This is a genomic window from Salmonella sp. A7 (assembly GCF_020181675.1).
GTDB lineage: Bacteria > Pseudomonadota > Gammaproteobacteria > Enterobacterales > Enterobacteriaceae > Salmonella > Salmonella enterica.
This window is the reverse complement of sequence record NZ_CP084001.1, coordinates 3,112,301-3,131,961: the sequence shown is the minus strand read 5'-3', so window position 1 is coordinate 3,131,961 and position 19,661 is coordinate 3,112,301. Positions and strand designations below refer to the sequence as shown.

Annotated in this window: 17 protein-coding genes and 1 pseudogene; 2 read left to right on the top strand and 16 right to left on the bottom strand. The window is 54.6% G+C overall.

Annotated elements, in window-relative coordinates; translation table 11 throughout:
- Window positions 1-33: 33 nt before the first annotated feature.
- The 8 genes and pseudogenes from tcuB to ybfF all read right to left on the bottom strand — a co-directional run bounded on the left by tcuB (window position 34) and on the right by ybfF (window position 6,314).
- Window positions 34-1,173: a tricarballylate utilization protein TcuB gene (tcuB, locus tag LCS67_RS15400; protein ID WP_000811136.1), complete on the bottom strand. Its 1,140-nt coding sequence runs from the start codon at window positions 1,171-1,173 to the stop codon at window positions 34-36.
- Complete coding sequence (gene tcuA, locus LCS67_RS15395) at window positions 1,160-2,563, bottom strand: FAD-dependent tricarballylate dehydrogenase TcuA (protein ID WP_000228705.1); 1,404 nt, start codon at window positions 2,561-2,563, stop codon at window positions 1,160-1,162. Before tcuA ends, tcuB begins: the two co-directional genes overlap by 14 nt.
- A gap of 97 nt (window positions 2,564-2,660) precedes the next feature.
- Entirely contained in the window at window positions 2,661-3,587 is a 927-nt protein-coding gene (gene tcuR / locus LCS67_RS15390; RefSeq protein ID WP_000423371.1) for a tricarballylate utilization LysR family transcriptional regulator TcuR, read from the bottom strand.
- 114 nt (window positions 3,588-3,701) lie between these two features.
- Window positions 3,702-4,154, bottom strand: a complete 453-nt coding sequence (gene fur / locus LCS67_RS15385; RefSeq protein ID WP_000131699.1) for a ferric iron uptake transcriptional regulator — start codon at window positions 4,152-4,154, stop codon at window positions 3,702-3,704.
- Window positions 4,147-4,232, bottom strand: a pseudogene (locus LCS67_RS15380) (ryhB-regulated fur leader peptide). The gene fur and the pseudogene LCS67_RS15380 overlap by 8 nt, the downstream one beginning before the upstream one ends.
- Before the next feature lie 203 nt (window positions 4,233-4,435).
- A complete protein-coding gene (gene fldA, locus LCS67_RS15375; protein WP_001018621.1) occupies window positions 4,436-4,966 on the bottom strand; it encodes a flavodoxin FldA in 531 nt (176 codons plus the stop codon).
- Between the two features lie 150 nt (window positions 4,967-5,116).
- Window positions 5,117-5,410: a LexA regulated protein gene (gene ybfE, locus LCS67_RS15370; RefSeq protein WP_001040939.1), complete on the bottom strand. Its 294-nt coding sequence runs from the start codon at window positions 5,408-5,410 to the stop codon at window positions 5,117-5,119.
- A gap of 133 nt (window positions 5,411-5,543) precedes the next feature.
- Window positions 5,544-6,314, bottom strand: coding sequence for an esterase (ybfF, locus tag LCS67_RS15365; protein ID WP_000773249.1), 771 nt, complete (start codon window positions 6,312-6,314; stop codon window positions 5,544-5,546).
- Between the two features lie 184 nt (window positions 6,315-6,498).
- Here ybfF and seqA point away from each other — a divergent pair, with 184 nt between their 5' ends.
- Both seqA and pgm read left to right on the top strand, forming a co-directional pair.
- Complete coding sequence (seqA, locus tag LCS67_RS15360; protein ID WP_000848395.1) at window positions 6,499-7,041, top strand: replication initiation negative regulator SeqA; 543 nt, start codon at window positions 6,499-6,501, stop codon at window positions 7,039-7,041.
- A gap of 24 nt (window positions 7,042-7,065) precedes the next feature.
- Window positions 7,066-8,706: a phosphoglucomutase (alpha-D-glucose-1,6-bisphosphate-dependent) gene (gene pgm, locus LCS67_RS15355; protein WP_000974372.1), complete on the top strand. Its 1,641-nt coding sequence runs from the start codon at window positions 7,066-7,068 to the stop codon at window positions 8,704-8,706.
- Between the two features lie 114 nt (window positions 8,707-8,820).
- Here the strand turns inward: pgm and LCS67_RS15350 are convergent, their stop codons facing one another.
- From LCS67_RS15350 to kdpB, 8 genes are all read right to left on the bottom strand, one after another.
- Window positions 8,821-9,306 (bottom strand): pyridoxamine 5'-phosphate oxidase family protein, encoded by a 486-nt coding sequence (locus LCS67_RS15350; RefSeq protein ID WP_000070057.1) that lies wholly within the window; start codon window positions 9,304-9,306, stop codon window positions 8,821-8,823.
- Window positions 9,307-9,370: 64 nt separating this feature from the next.
- Window positions 9,371-10,690 (bottom strand): putrescine-ornithine antiporter, encoded by a 1,320-nt coding sequence (potE, locus tag LCS67_RS15345; protein WP_000042658.1) that lies wholly within the window; start codon window positions 10,688-10,690, stop codon window positions 9,371-9,373.
- The gene (gene speF / locus LCS67_RS15340; protein WP_001292402.1) at window positions 10,687-12,885 is read right to left on the bottom strand and encodes an ornithine decarboxylase SpeF; all 2,199 of its coding nucleotides are present in this window, start codon (window positions 12,883-12,885) and stop codon (window positions 10,687-10,689) included. The genes potE and speF overlap by 4 nt, the downstream gene beginning before the upstream one ends.
- 380 nt (window positions 12,886-13,265) lie before the next feature.
- Window positions 13,266-13,370: a leader peptide SpeFL gene (gene speFL / locus LCS67_RS15335; RefSeq protein WP_015632840.1), complete on the bottom strand. Its 105-nt coding sequence runs from the start codon at window positions 13,368-13,370 to the stop codon at window positions 13,266-13,268.
- A 277-nt stretch (window positions 13,371-13,647) separates the two neighbouring features.
- The gene (gene kdpE / locus LCS67_RS15330; RefSeq protein WP_000186053.1) at window positions 13,648-14,325 is read right to left on the bottom strand and encodes a two-component system response regulator KdpE; all 678 of its coding nucleotides are present in this window, start codon (window positions 14,323-14,325) and stop codon (window positions 13,648-13,650) included.
- On the bottom strand, window positions 14,322-17,006 hold the full coding sequence (kdpD, locus tag LCS67_RS15325) for a two-component system sensor histidine kinase KdpD (RefSeq protein WP_023215223.1): 2,685 nt from the start codon (window positions 17,004-17,006) through the stop codon (window positions 14,322-14,324). Before kdpD ends, kdpE begins: the two co-directional genes overlap by 4 nt.
- Complete coding sequence (gene kdpC, locus LCS67_RS15320) at window positions 17,003-17,587, bottom strand: potassium-transporting ATPase subunit KdpC (RefSeq protein WP_031564162.1); 585 nt, start codon at window positions 17,585-17,587, stop codon at window positions 17,003-17,005. The genes kdpD and kdpC overlap by 4 nt, the downstream gene beginning before the upstream one ends.
- A gap of 8 nt (window positions 17,588-17,595) precedes the next feature.
- Window positions 17,596-19,644: a potassium-transporting ATPase subunit KdpB gene (kdpB, locus tag LCS67_RS15315; RefSeq protein WP_000088029.1), complete on the bottom strand. Its 2,049-nt coding sequence runs from the start codon at window positions 19,642-19,644 to the stop codon at window positions 17,596-17,598.
- Window positions 19,645-19,661 lie beyond the last annotated feature (17 nt).

Here is a 19,661-nt window from a genome sequence, read left to right as displayed (position 1 = left end):
GTCTTTATTGTTTTATGGGTAAGATGTTGCGGGTCAGTTGCCTGTATCCCCCGCATGTTTTCCGCGTCGCTTCTCAATTGCCCATTTGAGTAAGGCCGCGCAGCGGAAAAATCCGTGGGCGAATTTTCCGTAGGGAAGGGTGAGAAAGAGCGCCATCACCACGCCTAAATGGAGCGCCAGCAGTATGCCCATTCCGCTGGTGTCTCTGCCTGCCAGCAGCGCCAGCCCGGTAAGACTGGTTAAGAACAGCAGCAGAATAAAGCTGCGATCCATGGGTTTCTGGCGCGCATCGCCATGTAACGGCGACCGCCGCAGATTGAGCCACAGTAGCCCGGCCGGGCCGATAAGCAGACCGATACCGCCCAGAGTGCCGAGCATGACCGGCAGGCTAAAAAACGGGTAGGGCGCTTCCCAACCGGCGACATAGTGATAGCCCGTCGCCACGACCGTGGCGGCAAAACAGAGCATAAAACCGTAGAAGGTAAAGTGATGAAAGCGACGGCGCAGCAGCGTGAACGCATCGTCCGCTTCGTTACAACCTTTGCCGTGACCGCCGTCGAGATATTTCAGCGTTAACGCATTGTGCGACGCTTCCGCAATCTCCGCCGAACGCGGTACGCCCGGCGAGATCTCACGCCAGAAGCGAATTACGCCCGCCATAAGCAAACCGATTGCCAGCACAAAAACTGAGCCAAACATCCATGCCAGCAGGCTATGCGGAAAAATTTGATAGAAGTCACCGGCCAGCGGTGGATGAATCAGCGACCCTTTCAGCGCCATCGCCAGTAATAAAAAGAGCGTCAGACCGACTATCAGCGCCAGCGCGACGGTGATCCCCGCCCGGCGGTATAACGCGCCAAAAGCGGCGGGCTGGGCATACTGTTGATACGTCTCCAGGCGGGCTTGCGCCATCGCTTTCGGCACGTTAATGGCAAATTCATGGGGTGGCGCGTACTGGCACGCGTGCAGGCAGGCACCGCAGTTATGACATAAATTCGCCAGATAATGAATATCGGCTTTACCGAATTCGAGCCGCTGGGTCATCGCCGGAAATACCGCGCAAAAACCTTCGCAGTAGCGACATGCGTTACACACTTGCATGACGCGTTCGACCTCGGCTTCCGGTTCGGTAAGCACGGTGGCCTCAATGATTAATTTTTCAAGCTGTTTCATGCTGCGCCTCCTTGTGCGCCGCGCGGGCGGCTTCTATTCCCGCAATGCGGCCAAAGGTTGTGCCGATAGACATGCCTACGCCTGCGGTATACCCCTTGCCCAGAACATTTCCTGCCATCATCTCGCCGGCAACAAACAGGTTGCGGCTTGGATGACCGGCAAAATGCACCGCGGCACGTTCGTTAACTTTCAGGCCCAGGTAGGTAAACGTGATGCCGGGTCGCAGCGCATAACCGTAGTAGGGCGGCGCATCAAGCGGGCGCGCCCAGTGGGTTTTCGCCGGCGTCAGGTTTTTGGTGGCGCAGTCATCAAGCAAGGTATGATCAAAATGACCGGGTTGGCAGGCCTGGTTATACTGCGTGACGGTATGGGTAAATTTTTCCGCGTCCAGCCCCAACTGGCAGGCCAGTTCTGCCAGCGTATTGGCCTGCGCGCCAGGAAAAACCGGCGGCATAAAGTGGCCGATGGCTTTGCTGTCAATAATCGAATAGCCAATTTGTCCTGGCTGTTGAGCCACCAGCCGCCCCCAAATGGCGTAACGCTTCGGCCAGAAATCTTCGCCTTCATCATAAAAACGTTCGGCGTCGCGATTCACGACAATACCCAGCGATACGCAATCCACGCGAGTACAAATACCGCCGTCGTACAGCGGCGCCCTGGCATCAATCGCTACGCAGTGCGACTGGGACGGATCGCCAATGATATCCGCGCCGGCATCCATCATAAATTTGAGTAATACGCCCTGGTTAAAACGCGTGCCGCGAATCAGGAAATTATCCGCGGGCCATTCGCCGCGGGCGTTTTCTCCCCAGGCTTCCCGCAGCCATTCACGGTTTGATTCGAAACCGCCAGCCGCTAATACGCAGGCTTTGGCGGTAATACGTTCGCTACCCGCCAGCGCTGCCACGAATTCGCCGTCATGAAGTTCAAGCGCGTGAACCGGCGTGTTATAGCGAATCTGTACGCCCAGCCGTTCGGCGCTACGGTAATAGGCATTGACGAGCGCTTTCCCGCCGCCCATAAAAAACGCATTGGTGCGCGCAACGTGGAGCGCCCCAGACAGTGGCGGTTGAAAGTTAACGCCATGTTTGCGCATCCAGTCGCGGCATTGCGAAGAGGTGCGAATGACCAGCCGCGCCAGCGCCTCGTTGGTGTTGCCGTCGGTGACTCGCCACAGATCCTGCCAGAATTCCTCTTCAGGATAGCTTTCTACCAGCACATCCTGCGGCGCATCATGCATACAGCGCAGGTTTCGTGTGTGCTGAGAATTTCCGCCGCGCCATTCCCGCGGGGCAGCCTCCAGCAGCAGAACCGATGCGCCCGCTTCCCGTGCGGTCAGGGCGGCGCATAATGCGGCATTGCCTCCGCCTATCACCAGTACATCAACCATCTTATACTCCCGTACCATTTAACTATTTGTTAAATTTGTAATTGAAATGTATACGGATAAATAAGCGGCGCGCTATCAGGTAGCGCTAAACAGGGGTTTAGTAAGCGTAAAGGGTTGCGCCTGGCCATTCACCGGCGTCGACTAACTGACGCATAACTTTGGTAAGGACTACTCTGGCTGCAAGGCCGGCGGGCGTCAGTTCATCATCCGACAGGCTGACTAAAAAATTGGGGCGGCTGAGTACCGGATTATGGACGCCGATCACGCGTAGCGCGTCGTTATCCAGATGAGAAATCGCCGCGCCGGGCTGCAACGTGGCGCCAAGACCGTCGCGCACGGCGCGCATCAACAACGCCAGGCCGTCAATTTCCGCGACGATTTCAACGTTAAGCGCATGTTCCTGGCAGACAGCGTCCAGCCTGCCGCGCAGCCCGTGTCCCTGGCTTGGCATAATGAGCGGAATGCCTGCCAGTTGTTCAGGTGTGATCGGGTTATCAGGAAGCGCCGCCAGCAGGGCATGGGAGCCAATCAGAAAAAGCTGTTCTTCAAGGATCGGTCTGGCGCTCCAGCGCAGGATTTTATCTTTTTGAAAGACAACGGCTAAATCAATCTGGCGGGTATTGATCATTCTTTCCAGATTACCGGACAAGCTTTCCACCACATGCAGTCGGACATCGGCATAGTTTTCCTGCATGGCATGGATAAACGGTATACCCAGTATGGAGGCGGTACTGGGGGCCATTCCTACGCTCACATGACCAGAAAGGCGCGCTTCTCTGGCGGCGAGAATCGCGTCGTCAGCATGACGCAGGGCGAGTTGCGCCTGTGAATAAAAGGCCAGCCCGGCGTTGGTTGGCGTTACGCCGCGCGAGGTGCGCTGCAGCAGACGGATGGCGAGCTCGTTTTCCAGACGGGACATCTGTTGACTTAATGCTGAAACGCCAATATCAAGATCCTGTGCGGCGCTGCCCATACTGCCGGTTTCAATAATACGCACGAAATAGCGTAACTGGCGAAGCTCCATTCCTGCTCTCCTGAGATGCGATAGCGTTTTTTACATTAAATCAACATCAAGCGGCAGGAAAGAGGAGGATATAAAAAAGCCAACCGGGCGGTTGGCTCTTCGAAAGATTTACACTTATTTAGTCGCGTCATCGTGCGCGTGCTCGTCTTCGCGGCAGTCGCCTTCAGCGCAGTGGCCGTAAAGATAGAGGCTGTGATTAGTTAAACGAATACCGTGTTTCGCCGCAATTTCACGCTGGCGCGCTTCAATAGAGTCATCACTAAATTCAATCACTTTTCCGCAGTCAAGGCAGATAAGATGGTCGTGATGATGCTGTTGCGTCAGTTCAAAAACGGATTTACCGCCTTCAAAATTATGGCGGGTCACGATACCGGCATCGTCAAACTGGTTCAGCACACGGTATACGGTTGCCAGACCGATTTCTTCACCCATGTCGATCAGGCGTTTGTATAAATCTTCCGCACTGACGTGATGGTTATCTGGTTCCTGAAGAACTTCCAGAATTTTTAAACGAGGAAGCGTTACTTTCAGGCCAGCCTTCTTTAATGCGGTATTGTTGTCAGTCATGCGGAATCTGTCCTGTTGCTAAACGATTCACTTCATTAGAGAAGTGACAGAAATTGCACTCAAGATAATGCGTATCATTATAGGACTGCCATGCCGAAATGAAAACCGCAAGTCTCTCGCAGATGTTAATAAAACTGTGGTTTTGCCTGCAAATTCTGGCGCCACCTGATTACACCCGGACATTGTACAGGGATGGGTGCGAAAGTTACAAATTTGTAGCAATTATTTTGATTGGTCTTGTCTATTGATGCGGCGCAGATATAACGCTGCGCCGCATAAGATTAGGCGTTGAGGATGTCGTCGAGGTGCAATTCAGCTGAAACTTGCTTAACCCATTTTTCAACACGCTCGGCGGTCAGTTCAGGCTGACGGTCTTCGTCAATCGCCAGGCCGACAAAATGATCGTCGTCAGCCAGACCTTTAGAGGCTTCAAAATGATAGCCTGCGGTTGGCCAGTGACCCACAATCGTGGCGCCGCGCGGCTCAATAATGTCGCGAATCGTGCCCAGCGCATCACAGAAGTATTCCGCGTAGTCTTCCTGATCGCCACAGCCAAACAGCGCCACCAGCTTACCGTTAAAGTCAATCTCTTCGAGAGTCGGGAAGAAGTCATCCCAGTCACATTGCGCTTCGCCATAGTACCAGGTTGGGATGCCCAGCAGCAGAATGTCATACCCTTCCAGGTCTTCTTTACTGCTTTTTGCAATGTCATGCACATCGGCAACGTCTTTACCAAGCTGTTTTTGAATCATTTTTGCGATATTTTCGGTATTACCGGTGTCGCTGCCGAAAAAGATGCCAGTGATTGCCATGAGTAAAATAACCTCTTGAAACTTATTGAAATGGTGGTGGCGAATTGCCCACGGATAAGGGCAATCATAGCAGAACAGGCAGATATGCGGAAACAGCAATCACGCGGGACTGCACGCTCTGCTACACGAAATATGAAACAAAACTTATTTTCAGACTAAACCCTGGCCGCGCAGCGCCATAAGCTGCTTCATTAATATTTCTTCAATGAGCTCGCTGCGGCTAATGTTGCGCGCTTCGGCCAGCTCATTCAGCGCGTCAACCGCTTGTGCGTTGAGTTTTAATTCGACACGCTTGAGGCCACGAACTTTGTCGCGTTTTAACTGGTTGCGCTTGTTGATGCGTAACTGTTCATCGCGCGAAAGCGGATTCGTTTTAGGTCGTCCCGGGCGACGCTCGTGCGCGAACAGATCTAATGTCGTACGGTCCGTTTGTTCTTTGGCCATGATTTTGGTGACTTCGGGGGAAACAATCAGCCAGGCTTATGCCCGGATGGATAGCGCGCCATCATACATCAGCGAGGAAGCGACGCCAACGCCCGCGCGCGTAATCGCGCACAGGCGATGAGTTTTTAATCAGTTAGCGTTTATCGTGCAGATAACGGCGGATGGCGCGCAGAACCGCCTCTGGTTTTTCAGCATGTACCCAGTGGCCCGCGCCGGCGATCACATGCGCGCGCGCCAGAGGGAATTGCGCCAGCAGCGCGTCGCGGTACGCTTCGGTCACGTACGGCGAGTTACCGCCTGGAATAAACAGCGCCGGATATTCCCAGGGCGGAATGGTTTCCCAGCCGACGATATGCGGATACTGCTCCCATAATACCGGAACATTAAAACGCCATTCGCCTTCAGCCCAGGATTTTAACAGAAACTGGATCACGCCTTCTTCGTTGAGGTGCTGGCGCATAATCCCTGCCGCCTGTTGGCGGGATGTCGCGTCGGATTCGCTGACGGCGTTAATGGCCGCGAAAATGCGATCGTGGCGGCGAACGTGATAATCCACGGGGGCGATATCAATCGCGACCAGACGATCGATGCGATCGGGCGCCAGCGCCGTCAGCGCCATTACCGCTTTTCCGCCCATGGAATGACCAATAAACGTCGCTTTTTCAATCTGCTGCGCGTCAAGCGTATCCAGAAGATCCTGGGCCATTGCCGGATAATCCATGACCGGATCGCGCGGCGATAAACCATGATTGCGCATATCGACCTGAATAATGTCGTGATCGGTCACCAGATCGCGCGCCAGTACGCCGAGGTTGTCCAGGCTGCCAAACAGACCATGAACGAGAACGATGGGGGAATTATTGTGCAGGTTTTGTGCAGATTGCGCTCGGATGTTTAATTTCATGGCAAAGTTCTTTTTTTCGCTCTGTCGGGTTAGGGTATTATGTTGACCATTCTGCCACTGGGCTGCAACCTCTAAGGTTTACTCCGAGTTTTTTTGTCAGCCGGGCTTAACGCTATCCGCTGTTGGGATTTGTTCCTATAATCCCAATGACTTGTATTCAGCAAAGACATCGCACTGGATTAAGATGAAAACGATTGAAGTTGATGATGAACTCTATAGCTATATTGCCAGCCACACCAAGCATATCGGCGAGAGCGCATCCGACATTTTACGGCGTATGTTGAAGTTTTCCGCCACGACACAGCCAACGGCTTCAGCGGTGAAGGGGACGCCTGCGGCGCAACCCGTTGCCGAAGCGAAACCGGTCAACCCGGTAAAAGACAAAGTTCGCGCGATGCGTGAGCTGCTGTTGTCTGACGAATATGCCGAGCAGAAAAAAGCGGTCAACCGCTTTATGCTGATTCTGACTACACTCTATTCACTGGATCACCACGCGTTTGCGGAGGCGACGGAGTCGTTGCATGGCCGCACGCGCGTCTATTTTGCGGCGGATGAACAAACGCTGCTGAAAAATGGGAATCAAACTAAACCTAAGCACGTTCCCGGCACGCCGTACTGGGTGATCACCAACACCAACACCGGCCGTAAATGCAGCATGATCGAACACATCATGCAGTCAATGCAATTCCCGGCGGAATTGATTGAAAAGGTTTGCGGAACAATTTAATCCTTGCATTAGAAGGACCAGGCAATGGCAATCCACAACCGCGCAGGACAACCCGCGCAACAGAGTGATTTGATTAACGTCGCCCAACTGACGGCGCAGTATTATGTACTGAAACCGGAGGCAGGGAATGCAGAACATGCCGTGAAATTTGGCACTTCCGGCCATCGCGGTAGCGCAGGTCGTCACAGTTTCAACGAACCGCATATTCTGGCGATCGCCCAGGCGATTGCTGAAGAGCGGGCGAAGAATGGCATTACCGGCCCCTGCTATGTGGGGAAAGACACCCATGCGCTCTCGGAACCGGCCTTCATTTCCGTGCTGGAAGTGCTGGCGGCAAACGGCGTAGACGTTATCGTGCAGGAAAATAATGGCTTCACGCCAACGCCTGCCGTGTCAAATGCTATCCTGGTCCATAACAAAAAAGGCGGCCCGCTGGCTGATGGTATTGTCATTACGCCGTCGCACAACCCGCCGGAAGATGGCGGTATTAAATATAATCCGCCCAATGGCGGCCCGGCGGACACCAACGTCACTAAAGTGGTAGAAGATCGCGCCAATGCGCTGCTGGCGGATGGCCTGCAAGGCGTTAAGCGCATCTCTCTGGATGCGGCAATGGCCTCGGGCCACGTTAAAGCGGTAGATCTGGTACAGCCGTTTGTCGAAGGGCTGGCGGATATCGTTGATATGGCGGCGATTCAGAAAGCCGGTCTGACGCTGGGCGTTGATCCGCTGGGCGGCTCCGGTATTGAATACTGGAAACGTATCGCAGAGCATTACAAGCTTAACCTGACGTTAGTCAACGATCAGGTTGATCAAACCTTCCGCTTTATGCATCTGGATAAAGACGGCGCGATCCGCATGGATTGCTCCTCCGAATGCGCGATGGCGGGTTTGCTGGCGCTGCGTGACAAGTTTGACCTGGCCTTCGCTAACGACCCGGACTACGACCGTCATGGCATTGTGACACCTGCAGGGCTGATGAACCCGAACCATTATCTGGCGGTCGCCATTAACTATCTGTTCCAGCATCGTCCGCTGTGGGGCAAAGACGTGGCTGTCGGTAAAACGCTGGTCTCTTCCGCGATGATTGACCGCGTGGTGAATGATTTGGGACGCAAGCTGGTGGAAGTGCCGGTTGGCTTCAAATGGTTTGTTGACGGTTTGTTCGACGGCAGCTTTGGTTTCGGCGGGGAAGAGAGCGCGGGCGCTTCGTTCCTGCGTTTCGACGGTACGCCGTGGTCTACCGATAAAGACGGTATCATCATGTGCCTGCTGGCGGCGGAAATCACCGCCGTTACCGGGAAAAACCCGCAAGAGCATTACAATGAACTGGCAGCGCGTTTTGGCGCGCCGAGCTATAACCGTCTGCAGGCGGCAGCGACCTCGGCCCAGAAAGCGGCATTGTCTAAACTGTCTCCGGAAATGGTCAGCGCCAGCACGCTGGCAGGCGACCCGATTACCGCGCGTCTTACCGCAGCGCCGGGTAATGGCGCATCGATTGGCGGCCTGAAGGTAATGACCGATAACGGCTGGTTCGCCGCGCGTCCATCCGGTACGGAAGACGCTTACAAGATCTATTGCGAAAGCTTCCTGGGGGAAGAACATCGCAAGCAGATTGAGAAAGAAGCCGTTGAAATCGTTAGCGAAGTATTGAAAAACGCCTGATGGGTGATACGAAAGAAAAAGGAGCCTTACGGCTCCTTTTTTGTATTAACGGCGCTGCGCTTATCAGGCCTGTAAATCGCCTCCAGGCCGGATAAGGCGCGTGTGATATCAGACTTATTCGCTCTGAGTCGCCAGGTGTCGGCGGCAGGTGAGGGTGTCGCATTCGATACGCACCACGCAAACCGCTTTCATCATATCTTCCCGATAACTGAAGGTTTTTCCCGGATCGGTCTGGCGCATAATGACGTCCAGGCCGTAGCGCATCTCCTCGCGTGTTTGCAATATCGATGCCAGTCCGGTGGCGAAAACGCTGGTGTAGGCGTAGCTATAATCACAGGGGTCATCGGCACGTAGTAATGCATGGTCGCCGTCCATTTCAATGCATACTGCCGGGTTCTTACGTAACAGACGCATCTTTTTCCCGGTGCGTGCGCCGTGAAAATAAAATATCCAGCGTCCGTTCTGATACTCGTAGCCAAAATTTACGGGGACAACATACGGGCAGAGATTGTCGTTAAACCCTATCCGACACACTTCGTGTTTACTGAGAATAGCCAGTATTTCTGCTATATCAGTGACTTCCCGTTCTGGATTACTCATTTCTATTATCTTATTCAAAGAGTGAAAATGCCCGGACTACTGTTACCGCAGCCCGGGCGCGCCATCAGCCGTGTTTATTTTTCAATTCAAAACGCGGTGAGACCAGGCCGTATAACGTCCAGCCGAGGAAGGTCACAATTGAGCCGTACAGCATGGCTTCTTCACCGGAGGAATATAGCGCGTAGAAGCTATACATGGCGCCAACGAAGGCCACGAAGTTAGCGACTTTCGCTTTTGATGACGGCACATTCGCCATTTTCTGAATGATAACCAGCGCGGCCATCGACAGAATATACGGAATAATGTTCGTCACCACCGCCAGGTTAACCAGGACGTTAAACTGACTATTCAGCGACGGGCTAATGGTCATCAGCGACAGGCCAGTCTGAATAATCACAATAATCAACATCCCCTGAACCGGCGCGTCGACTTTCGTTACACGAGAGAAGACTTTCGGGAAATAGCCTTCGTCAGCGGAGGATTTAAAGACCTGAGCGATAGTGAACTGCCAGCCCAGCAGCGAGCCGCAGCAGGACATTACCATCAGCGCCATGATCACTTTACCTACCGCAGGCGTGAACATCTGTGCAAACGCCAGACCAAACGGCGCCGTGGAGTTCGCCAGATCCATGTTCGGCACAATCCCGGCAATCACGTTAGTCGAAACGATATAGATGACCGCCGCGCCCAGCGTACCGCCCAGTACCGCAATGGGGACGTTCTTTTCCGGATTCTCGACCACGTCTGCGTTGGCGCAGGCGGATTCCAGTCCAAGAAATGCCCACAACGTCATGGCGATGGAAGAACCGACCGCGCTAAAGAACGGAACATGGTGCGGGTTCCATGACGCTACGTACATGCTGGGGCTAAACCAGAACCAGCCAATGATGCACAGGCCGACAACCGGAATGATGACGCCCCAGACGGTAACGCTACTGATCTGTCCGGTAATACGCGCGCCGCCAAAGTTTGCGATGGTACAAACCCACAATACGGCGATAGTCGCCAGACCGATCTGGAGCGGCGTCAGCGCGGCGCCGAACAGTTCGGTGCCATAGCCGACAGCAGAGATGGCGATAGCCACGTTGGCGATCAGCAGCGAGACGCCGTAGGTATAGTTCGCCATAAAGTTGCCGGATTTACCGAAGGCATATTCGGCGTAACCGCCCATGCCGCCGGATTTACGGCTAAACATACCGCATTTCGCAAACGCCCAGGCCAGCGCCATCGAGCCGACGGCGGTGACCAGCCAGGAGATAATGGATATCGTGCCGACTTCAGACAGTTTGGTCGGTAGCATGATGATCCCGGAGCCCATCATGTTGACCATAGTCAGAATTGTGAGCTGCACGACACCCATTTTATTGGATTTAGGTTTACTCATAATTTTTCCTCCTTCAGCAGGGAGCGTTGCGCGTCACGAGGTTTAATGACGTAGCACCAGACCTGCTTACGGCCGTCGTGTTCTTCGATATAAACGCCCTGCAGTTCAGGCGCAAAGCCCGGCAGCAGGTTGATCCCTTCTTCCAGGGCGCTGAAGTAACGCAGGACAGAACCGCCCCAGATTTCACCCGGAACTACACACAGCACTCCCGGCGGGTAAGGCAGAGCGCCTTCAGCCGCGATACGACCTTCCGCTTCCGGCAGGCGAACCAGTTCGACCTCGCCGCGCAGATAGGCATAGTTGGCCTCTTGCGGATTCATACTGACTTTCGGGAAATGCGATTTACGGAACATCTCTTTTTGCAGTTGTTTCACGTTGTGCCGCGCATAGAGATCGTGCATCTCCTGGCAAAGCTGACGCAGGGTATAGCCGGCATAACGCGCTTCATGCTGTTTGTAGATGGACGGTAATACTTCCGCTAACGGCGCATCAGCTTCCAGCAGTTTTTCGAAACGAGCCAGCAGGGCGACAAGCTGTTGTAACTTCGCCATGTCTTCTGCCGGCGTCAGCAGGAACAGAATGGAGTTGAGGTCGCATTTTTCCGGCACAACGCCGTTCTCGCGCAGGAAGTTGGCGAGAATCGTGGCAGGAACGCCAAAGTCTTCATATTCGCCGCTCGCTGCATTAATGCCCGGTGTGGTGAGCAGCAGTTTGCAAGGGTCGACAAAGTACTGATGTTCGGCATAGCCTTCAAACGCATGCCAGTGTTCTCCCGGAACGAAGTGGAAGAAGCGCAGATCGCTGGCGATCTCTGACGTCGGGTATGACTGCCACGGCTTACCATCAATCAGTTCCGGTACGAACGGACGGATGTGATGACAGTTTTCGAGGATCAATTTACGGGCATCGATGCCGTTAACCACGCAATCCATCCACATATTGCGACCGCTGACGCCTTCGTGCATTTTGGCGTTAACGTCCAGCGCGGCGAACAGCGGATAGAACGGGCTGGTGGAGGCGTGCATCATAAAGGCGTTGTTCATGCGCTTATGCGGAACGTAGCGCGATTGCCCTTTGATATGGCTATCTTTTTTATGGATCTGCGAGGTCTGGGAGAAACCGGCTTGTTGTTTGTGAACGGACTGCGTCACCAGAATACCCGGATCGTTTTCGTTCAGTTCCAGCAGCAGCGGCGAACAATCAGCCATCATCGGAATAAATTGTTCATAGCCGACCCAGGCGGAGTCAAACAGGATGTAGTCGCACAGATGACCAATTTTATCGACGACCTGACGGGCGTTATAAATGGTACCGTCGTAGGTGCCTAACTGGATGACGGCCAGACGGAATGGACGTGCTTCGCGGGCACGCTGCGGCGCGACTTCGCTAATCAGCTCGCGCAGGTAATCTTCTTCGAAGCAGTGAGCGTCGATCCCGCCGATAAAACCATACGGGTTACGCGCGGTTTCCAGATAAACTGGCGTTGCGCCCGCCTGCAATAATGCGCCGTGGTGGTTAGATTTGTGGTTGTTACGGTCAAACAGTACCAGATCGCCCGGCGTTAACAGCGCGTTGAGTACGACTTTGTTAGAGGAGGAGGTCCCGTTCAGCACAAAGTAGGTCTTATCGGCGTTAAAGACTTTCGCCGCATGTTGCTGCGCAATGCAAGGCGCGCCTTCGTGAATCAGCAGATCGCCCATCGCCACGTCCGCGTTGCATAGGTCGGAGCGGAAGAGCGTTTCGCCAAAGTATTCCACGAACTGATTACCGGCAGGATGACGGCGGAAGAATTCGCCGCCCTGATGCCCCGGGCAGTCAAATGCGCTGTTGCCCTGGTTGACATAATCCACCAGCGCGCGGAAAAACGGCGGACGTAACTGCGTTTCGTAGTGGCTTGCTGCGGTTTCCAACTGGCGACCATAGAAGGCAGTACGGGATTCATTATATTCGAATACACCAGAGATACGCGGCAAATACTCAGGCGGTACGCGCCCTTCGTCATGAGTCGCGACAAACACGGGAATACCGTAACCCGTTGCGTCGATTTCATCGAGTTTTCCGTGTTCAATGTCGTCGATGGATAACACGATGGCAGCCACGTCGATGAAACGACTCTCATCAACATTTACAATATTACGGTGTGTAGAAAAACAATCCGGGCAATGACGGCTAACGGCAATTTTTAATTCTGACATTTTTTCATCTCTTTATTTCAGGTAATAGCAAGCCCTCAATTTCTCGCATGAGAAACTGATTCTTCCGGAAAAAATCAAAGCTATCCCGCTGATAAAAAAATCAGTAAATTAGCTTTATTTTAGATGTAATAAATCCCAACCCGTCCGGTTGCAGGAAATTCAGGATTTAAGGAGTTGAGTACTACGATATACAGGCAGAAACCGTGATAACTAAAATTGCGCTGAGTCGGAATTTCTTCTATCAAACCAGATGGTTAGCTGGCTTGGTGTAAAGGAATTACCGTGCTGTCGCTTTTAACAATTCGAGTTATTTAGGCAATAGACCTGAATGACATAAGGGTCGGAAAGACCTGTATGCTGAAGTACCCGTAGCAGAAAAACTACCGGGCATTAAAGAAATGAAAATCGAAACTATTACGGTGGGCAAACATCATAATATGCGTTGTCCGCCTTATATGGGGCATAAAACGATTATTATTTTCCATTTTGAGGTCCTTTCATTGATTTATTGAAAGCATGGATATTTTATCCAGGGAGCGCCAGCGATCTGTGAACCAGATCAACAAAAAACGATCATTTGAAAAATAATTAGTCGGCGATTATGCATATCGTGCTGTGAAATAACGGATTGTTTCTTAAATGTTAATTATATGTTTTTTGTATCCTTCATAAAATATAATATCGCCGCGAAAATAATTATTCGCGACGCCGAAAATAAATGACATAAAAATTAGAAGTTATTTAAAAATAATGAATGGCTATTCACGGCATAAAGCGATAGCCAATTCCGGTTTCGGTAATAAAATGGCGTGGGCGGGTGGGATCTTGTTCCAGTTTCTGGCGTAAATGTCCCATATAGATGCGCAAATAGTGGCTATGCTCCACGGCGTTAGGGCCCCAGACCTGGTTTAATAACTGCCGTTGGGTTAATACCTTGCCGGCATTATTGAGTAATACCGCCAGCAGGCGGAACTCAATCGGCGTCAGATGGATTTCTTCGTCGCCACGGTGGATCAACCGTGCGGCGAGATCGACCGTCACGCCGGAAAAGCGGACGATCGGATCGGCGCAAGGGCTGGCGGCGTGCCGTCGCAGCGCGACACGCAAACGCGCCTGCAACTCGCCAATGCCGAATGGCTTGCTCAGGTAATCATCAGCTCCGGCGTCAAGCGCGGCAATCTTATCGCTTTCTTCGCTGCGGGCGGAAAGGACAATCACCGGTATTGCGCTCCACTGACGCAGGTCGCGAATAAAATCGATTCCGTCGCCGTCCGGCAGGCCGAGATCGAGAATAATCAGATCGGGCTTTCGCGTGGCGGCTTCCAGTAAACCACGTTGTAATGTTTCAGCTTCATACACGCGCAGGCCGTCGCCTTCCAGCGCGGCGCGCAGAAAGCGGCGGATGGCCTGTTCATCTTCAACAATCAGAACGTTTGTCACATATCCTCATGAAAATCATCAAGTTCAGGTGGCTTTCCTTGCGGCAGCGTCACACGGAAACAGGCGCCGCCCTGCGGTCGATTATAGGCGGTAAGCGTGCCGCCGTGTACCTCTACGATAGCATGGCAAATCGCCAGCCCCAGCCCCACGCCGGGGACGGAGGACTCTTTGTTGCCGCGGGCGAACTTATCGAAAATCTTCTGTTCTTGCCCCGCAGGAATACCCGGCCCGTTATCCCAGACATCCAGTTGTAAACGATCGTCCTTAACCGCAGCATCAATGCCGATACTGGCCTGCGGCCCGGCGTACTTAACGGCGTTTTCCAGCAAGTTGATCAGGACACGCTCAAATAAGGGGCCATCGACATGGATAAGCGTTAACTGTTGCGGCAGCGACAATGTAATCGGATGCAATAAACCCGGCTCTAACATCTGTAACGCGCTACCGACGACCTCTTCCAGCGTCAGCCACTCTTTTTTAAGATTAAACCCGCCGGACTGAATACGCGCCATATCCAGCAAATTATTCACCAGCCGGGTGGTGTTGAGAATATGCTGGCGGATTTCACTGGCCTGACGCGCGTGGGGCGATCCTGCGCTGGCTAAATCCAGCGTCAAAATTTCCGCCTGGCCGAACAATACCGTCAGCGGCGTGCGTAAATCATGCGATAGCGCCGCCAGCAGAGCGTTGCGAATACTTTCGCGCTCGCTGGCGAGACGCGCCTGTTCTTCGCTGGCGGTTAGCGTCAGTCGTTCCAGCGCGTTGGCGACAAGCAGAGTAAATGTTTCCAGCAGGCGTTGCTGTTCCGGCACCATTAACTGACGCAAATTACCCGGTTCGACGATAGCCAGACCGTATGTTTTATCGGCGCTTTTCAGCGGCAGGATTTGATAAGGCACGCCTGGGAGGGTATCGGTGCCTGCGCCGGCAGGCTGGCCTTTATCAAAACTCCAGCGCGCAATTGCGTCGTCCCACGGCGTCATGCCTTGCTGGTGGGTGAGAGGCCGCAACTTACCGTTAGCATCAGGTAATAAAATTTGGCTGCGCGCCTGAAACGTCGAGGCGATAAACCGCTCGCTGGTCGCGGCGATATCATGTTCGCTACGCCCGACGGCCAGTGCTTTAGACATTTCATATAAATGGCGGGTACGTTGTTCCCGATAACGGGCGACGCGCGCCTGATAGCGCACCCCGGCAGTAAGATTACCAATTACCAGACCAACCGTCAGCATCACAGCAAAGGTCAGCAAATACTGCACGTCCGAAACGGCGAGCGTACCGCGTGGCGCGATAAAAAAGAGATCGAAACTCGCCACGTTAATCACCGTCGCCACCACCGACGGCCAGCGTCCGTAAAGCAGCGCAATCACCACTACGCCCAGCAAATAGAGCATCACCAGATTGGCGGCGTCGAAGGTGACAAGCCACTGCATAGCGATAAGCGTGGTGATGGCGCAAAGCGCCACGGCGACCAGACAGCCCTGAATCTGCCCACGCCATTTCTCTTTAAAAGGTCGGTTATCAGGCGTTTGCGCCAACGCGCGGGCAGGCGGTTCTTCCAGCGCGACGATCACCTGATCGAGATCCGGCGCGCGCCTGGCAAGACGGTCGGCGAAAGCGTCACGTCGCCACCAGCGTCGCGACGCCGGGCGGCCCATGACGATTTTCCCCAGATTATGCTCGCGGGCATAGCGCACGACCGCTTTCTCTTCGGCGGGATCGGACAGGGTGGCGGTTTCCGCGCCAAGCTCCTGCGCCAGGCGCAGCGCGCTTAAAATGGCCCGTCGTTGCTTTTCCGGTAAGCGGTGTAACGTTGGCGTTTCGACATAGACGGCGTGCCAGACGCTGCCGAGCCGGGAGGCCAGACGCGCCGCGGTACGCACCAGTTTTTCGCTGCCGGTGTTATGCCCGATACACAGTAAAATCGCATCGCGGGTATGCCATACTTTTTCTTCGCCCGGATGCGCGCGCCAGGCGCGCATCTGATCGTCCACGCGATCGGCTGTCCGGCGTAGCGCCAGCTCGCGGAGGGCGATCAGATTGCCCTTGCGGAAAAAATGTTCAATAGCGCGTTCCGCCTGACCGGCGATATACACTTTACCTTCGTTGAGCCGTTGGCGCAGATCGTCGGGCGGCAGATCGACCAGTACGACTTCATCGGCGGCATCAAAAAAGGGATCGGGGACAGTTTCGCGCACCTGAATCCCCGTGACGCCGCTCACCACATCGTTCAGACTTTCCAGATGTTGTACATTCACGGTGGTGAAAACGTCGATTCCCGCTTCCAGCAGCTCTTCAATATCCTGCCAGCGCTTAGGATGGCGTGAGCCAGGCGCGTTACTGTGCGCCAGCTCATCCATTAAAATCAGCGCCGGACGCCGGGCGAGGGCGGCATCCAGGTCAAATTCGCGGATTTGCCGCCCCCGGTGCGAGTGACGTTTTGGCGGCAGAATGGTCAGCCCGTCAAGTAGCGCGGCGGTCTCTTTACGGCCATGTGTTTCTACCACGCCGATCACCACATCCAGCCCCTGCGCTCGCAGCCGCTGCGCTTGCGCCAGCATCGCCCAGGTTTTTCCGACGCCTGCGCAGGCGCCGAAGAAAATTTTCAACTTCCCCCGGTGGGGCGGGGGCGTTTGTTCCAACAAGCGATCCGGATCAGGACGCAAGGGTTCGTCGTTCATTTCGCTCTGTGTCCCTGTAGCGCATCCAGCGCCAGATTAAGCTCAACAATATTCACCACTGGTTGCCCAAGAAAGCTCGCCAGCGGCCTGTGCGTATATTCTGCAACCAGTTGCGCGACCTGTTCAACGGGAAGCTGGCGAGCCGCCGCCACGCGGGGGAGTTGCCATGCCGCGGCGCCGGGCGTCAGATTATTATCCAGCCCGCTTGCCGACGCCGTCGTCAGCTCAACCGGAACCGCGGAACTCGCCTGGGGGTTAGCGGCGCGTAGCGCGGCGACGCGGGCCTGAATTTGCGCATCCAGTTCGGGATTGCTGGCGGCCAGGTTGCTTCCGCCCGACGCCAGTGGATTATAAGGCGTATCGGCGGTGGCGGAGGGCCGGCCATGAAAATAGCCCGCGGCGGTAAACGATTGTCCGATAAGCGCTGAGCCGCGTATCACATTGTCTTTATGAATCAGCGAGCCATTAGCCTGCCAGGGAAACCACCACTGCCCCAGCGCCGTGGTCAGAAGCGGATACACGCCGCCGGTCAATAACAGCAGAAATAACATTGTCGAAAAAGCAGGACGTAAACCGATCATCATACACCTCACGCCAGACCCAGCAGGGTCAGCAGCACATCAATCACTTTGATGCCAATAAACGGCACCACCAGACCACCCAGACCATAGATCCATAAATTACGGCGCAGCATGGCCGATGCGGAAAGCGGCTTATAACTCACGCCTTTTAATGCCAGCGGGATCAGAAAAATAATAATCAGGGCGTTAAAGATCACCGCGCTCAGAATGGCGGAGTTCGGCGAATGCAGCCCCATCACGTTGAGCGTGTTTAGCTGCGGATAGGTAGCGGCAAACGCGGCGGGAATAATGGCGAAATATTTCGCTACATCATTCGCGATACTGAAGGTGGTGAGCGAGCCGCGCGTCATCAGCATCTGCTTACCGATATGCACCACTTCAATCAATTTGGTCGGGTTAGAGTCCAGATCCACCATATTACCGGCTTCTTTTGCCGCCTGGGTGCCGGAGTTCATCGCCACCGCGACGTCAGCCTGCGCCAGCGCCGGGGCATCGTTAGTGCCGTCGCCGGTCATGGCGACCAGCCGTCCTTCCGCCTGATATTGACGGATCAGCGCCAGCTTGGCTTCCGGCGTGGCTTCGGCAAGAAAATCGTCCACACCGGCTTCGGCGGCAATCGCTGCCGCCGTCAGGCGGTTATCGCCAGTGATCATCACCGTTTTAATGCCCATCTTTCGTAGCTGGGCGAAACGTTCTTTAATACCGCCTTTAACGATATCCTTGAGGGCGATAACACCCAGTACGCGCGCGCCTTCCACGACCACCAGCGGCGTCGCGCCAAGACGCGCCACGTTCTCGACGTTTTGCTCGACATCGGCGGGAAAATGGCCGCCATTGCTCTCGACATGACGCCGAATCGCGTCCACCGAGCCTTTACGGATCATCCGGTTATCGATATTAATTCCGCTCATGCGGCTTTGCGCGGTAAACGGAACAAAGGTGGCATGAAGCGACTGCACATCGCGTTCACGCAGGTTAAAGCGCTGTTTGGCGAGGATCACAATGCTGCGGCCTTCCGGCGTTTCGTCGGCCAGCGAAGCGAGCTGCGCGGCGTCAGCCAGCGTGCGTTCGTCCACCCCTCGGGCGGGAATAAAATCGGACGCCTGGCGATTGCCGAGCGTGATAGTGCCGGTTTTATCCAGCAGTAACACGTCGACATCGCCCGCGGCTTCTACGGCGCGGCCGCTGGTGGCGATGACGTTCGCGCCCAACATTCGGCTCATTCCGGCTACGCCAATGGCGGAGAGTAGCCCGCCGATGGTAGTGGGGATCAGGCACACCAGCAACGCCACCAACACGGTGACGCTGACCGCGTTACCGCCCCAGGCGGAGAAGGGCCACAGAGTGGCGGTCGCCAGTAAAAAGACAATGGTCAGGGCAATGAGCAAAATCGTCAGGGCAATCTCGTTAGGTGTTTTCCGCCGCTGTGCGCCTTCCACCATCGCGATCATCCGGTCAAGAAAGGTTTCGCCAGGATTGACGCTACAGGCAATCACCAGCCAGTCGGAAAGAATTCGCGTGCCGCCGGTGACAGAGGCGAAATCGCCGCCGGACTCGCGGATCACGGGGGCGGATTCGCCAGTAATCGCACTTTCATCCACCGACGCGCCGCCTTCGATCACCTCGCCGTCGCAGGGAATAATATCGCCCGCTTTGACCAGGACAATGTCGCCTTTCCGCAGTTCAGCGGCGGGCACGTTATCGGCCTGCGCATCATGGCGCGGGGCGCGCAGGCGGCGAGCGAACGCGGTCTTTTTCACTCCTTTCAGACTGTTTGCCTGAGCTTTGCTGCGGCCTTCCGCCAGCGCTTCGGCAAAATTGGCGAACAGTACGGTGAACCATAACCACAGGCTGATAATCCCTGTAAACAAGGCGCTTCCCGCTATTTGTCCTGTTACCATAGCGAGCGTTAACAGAGTGGTTAGCACGCTGCCGGCCCAGACCACAAACATCACCGGGTTACGCCACTGGGCGCGTGGGCTTAATTTTTTTACGGCATCCGTTAGCGCCTGTACGAGTAAAACAGGCTCAAACAGCGCCAGTTGCTTGCGACTCATATCAATGTACTCCGCAT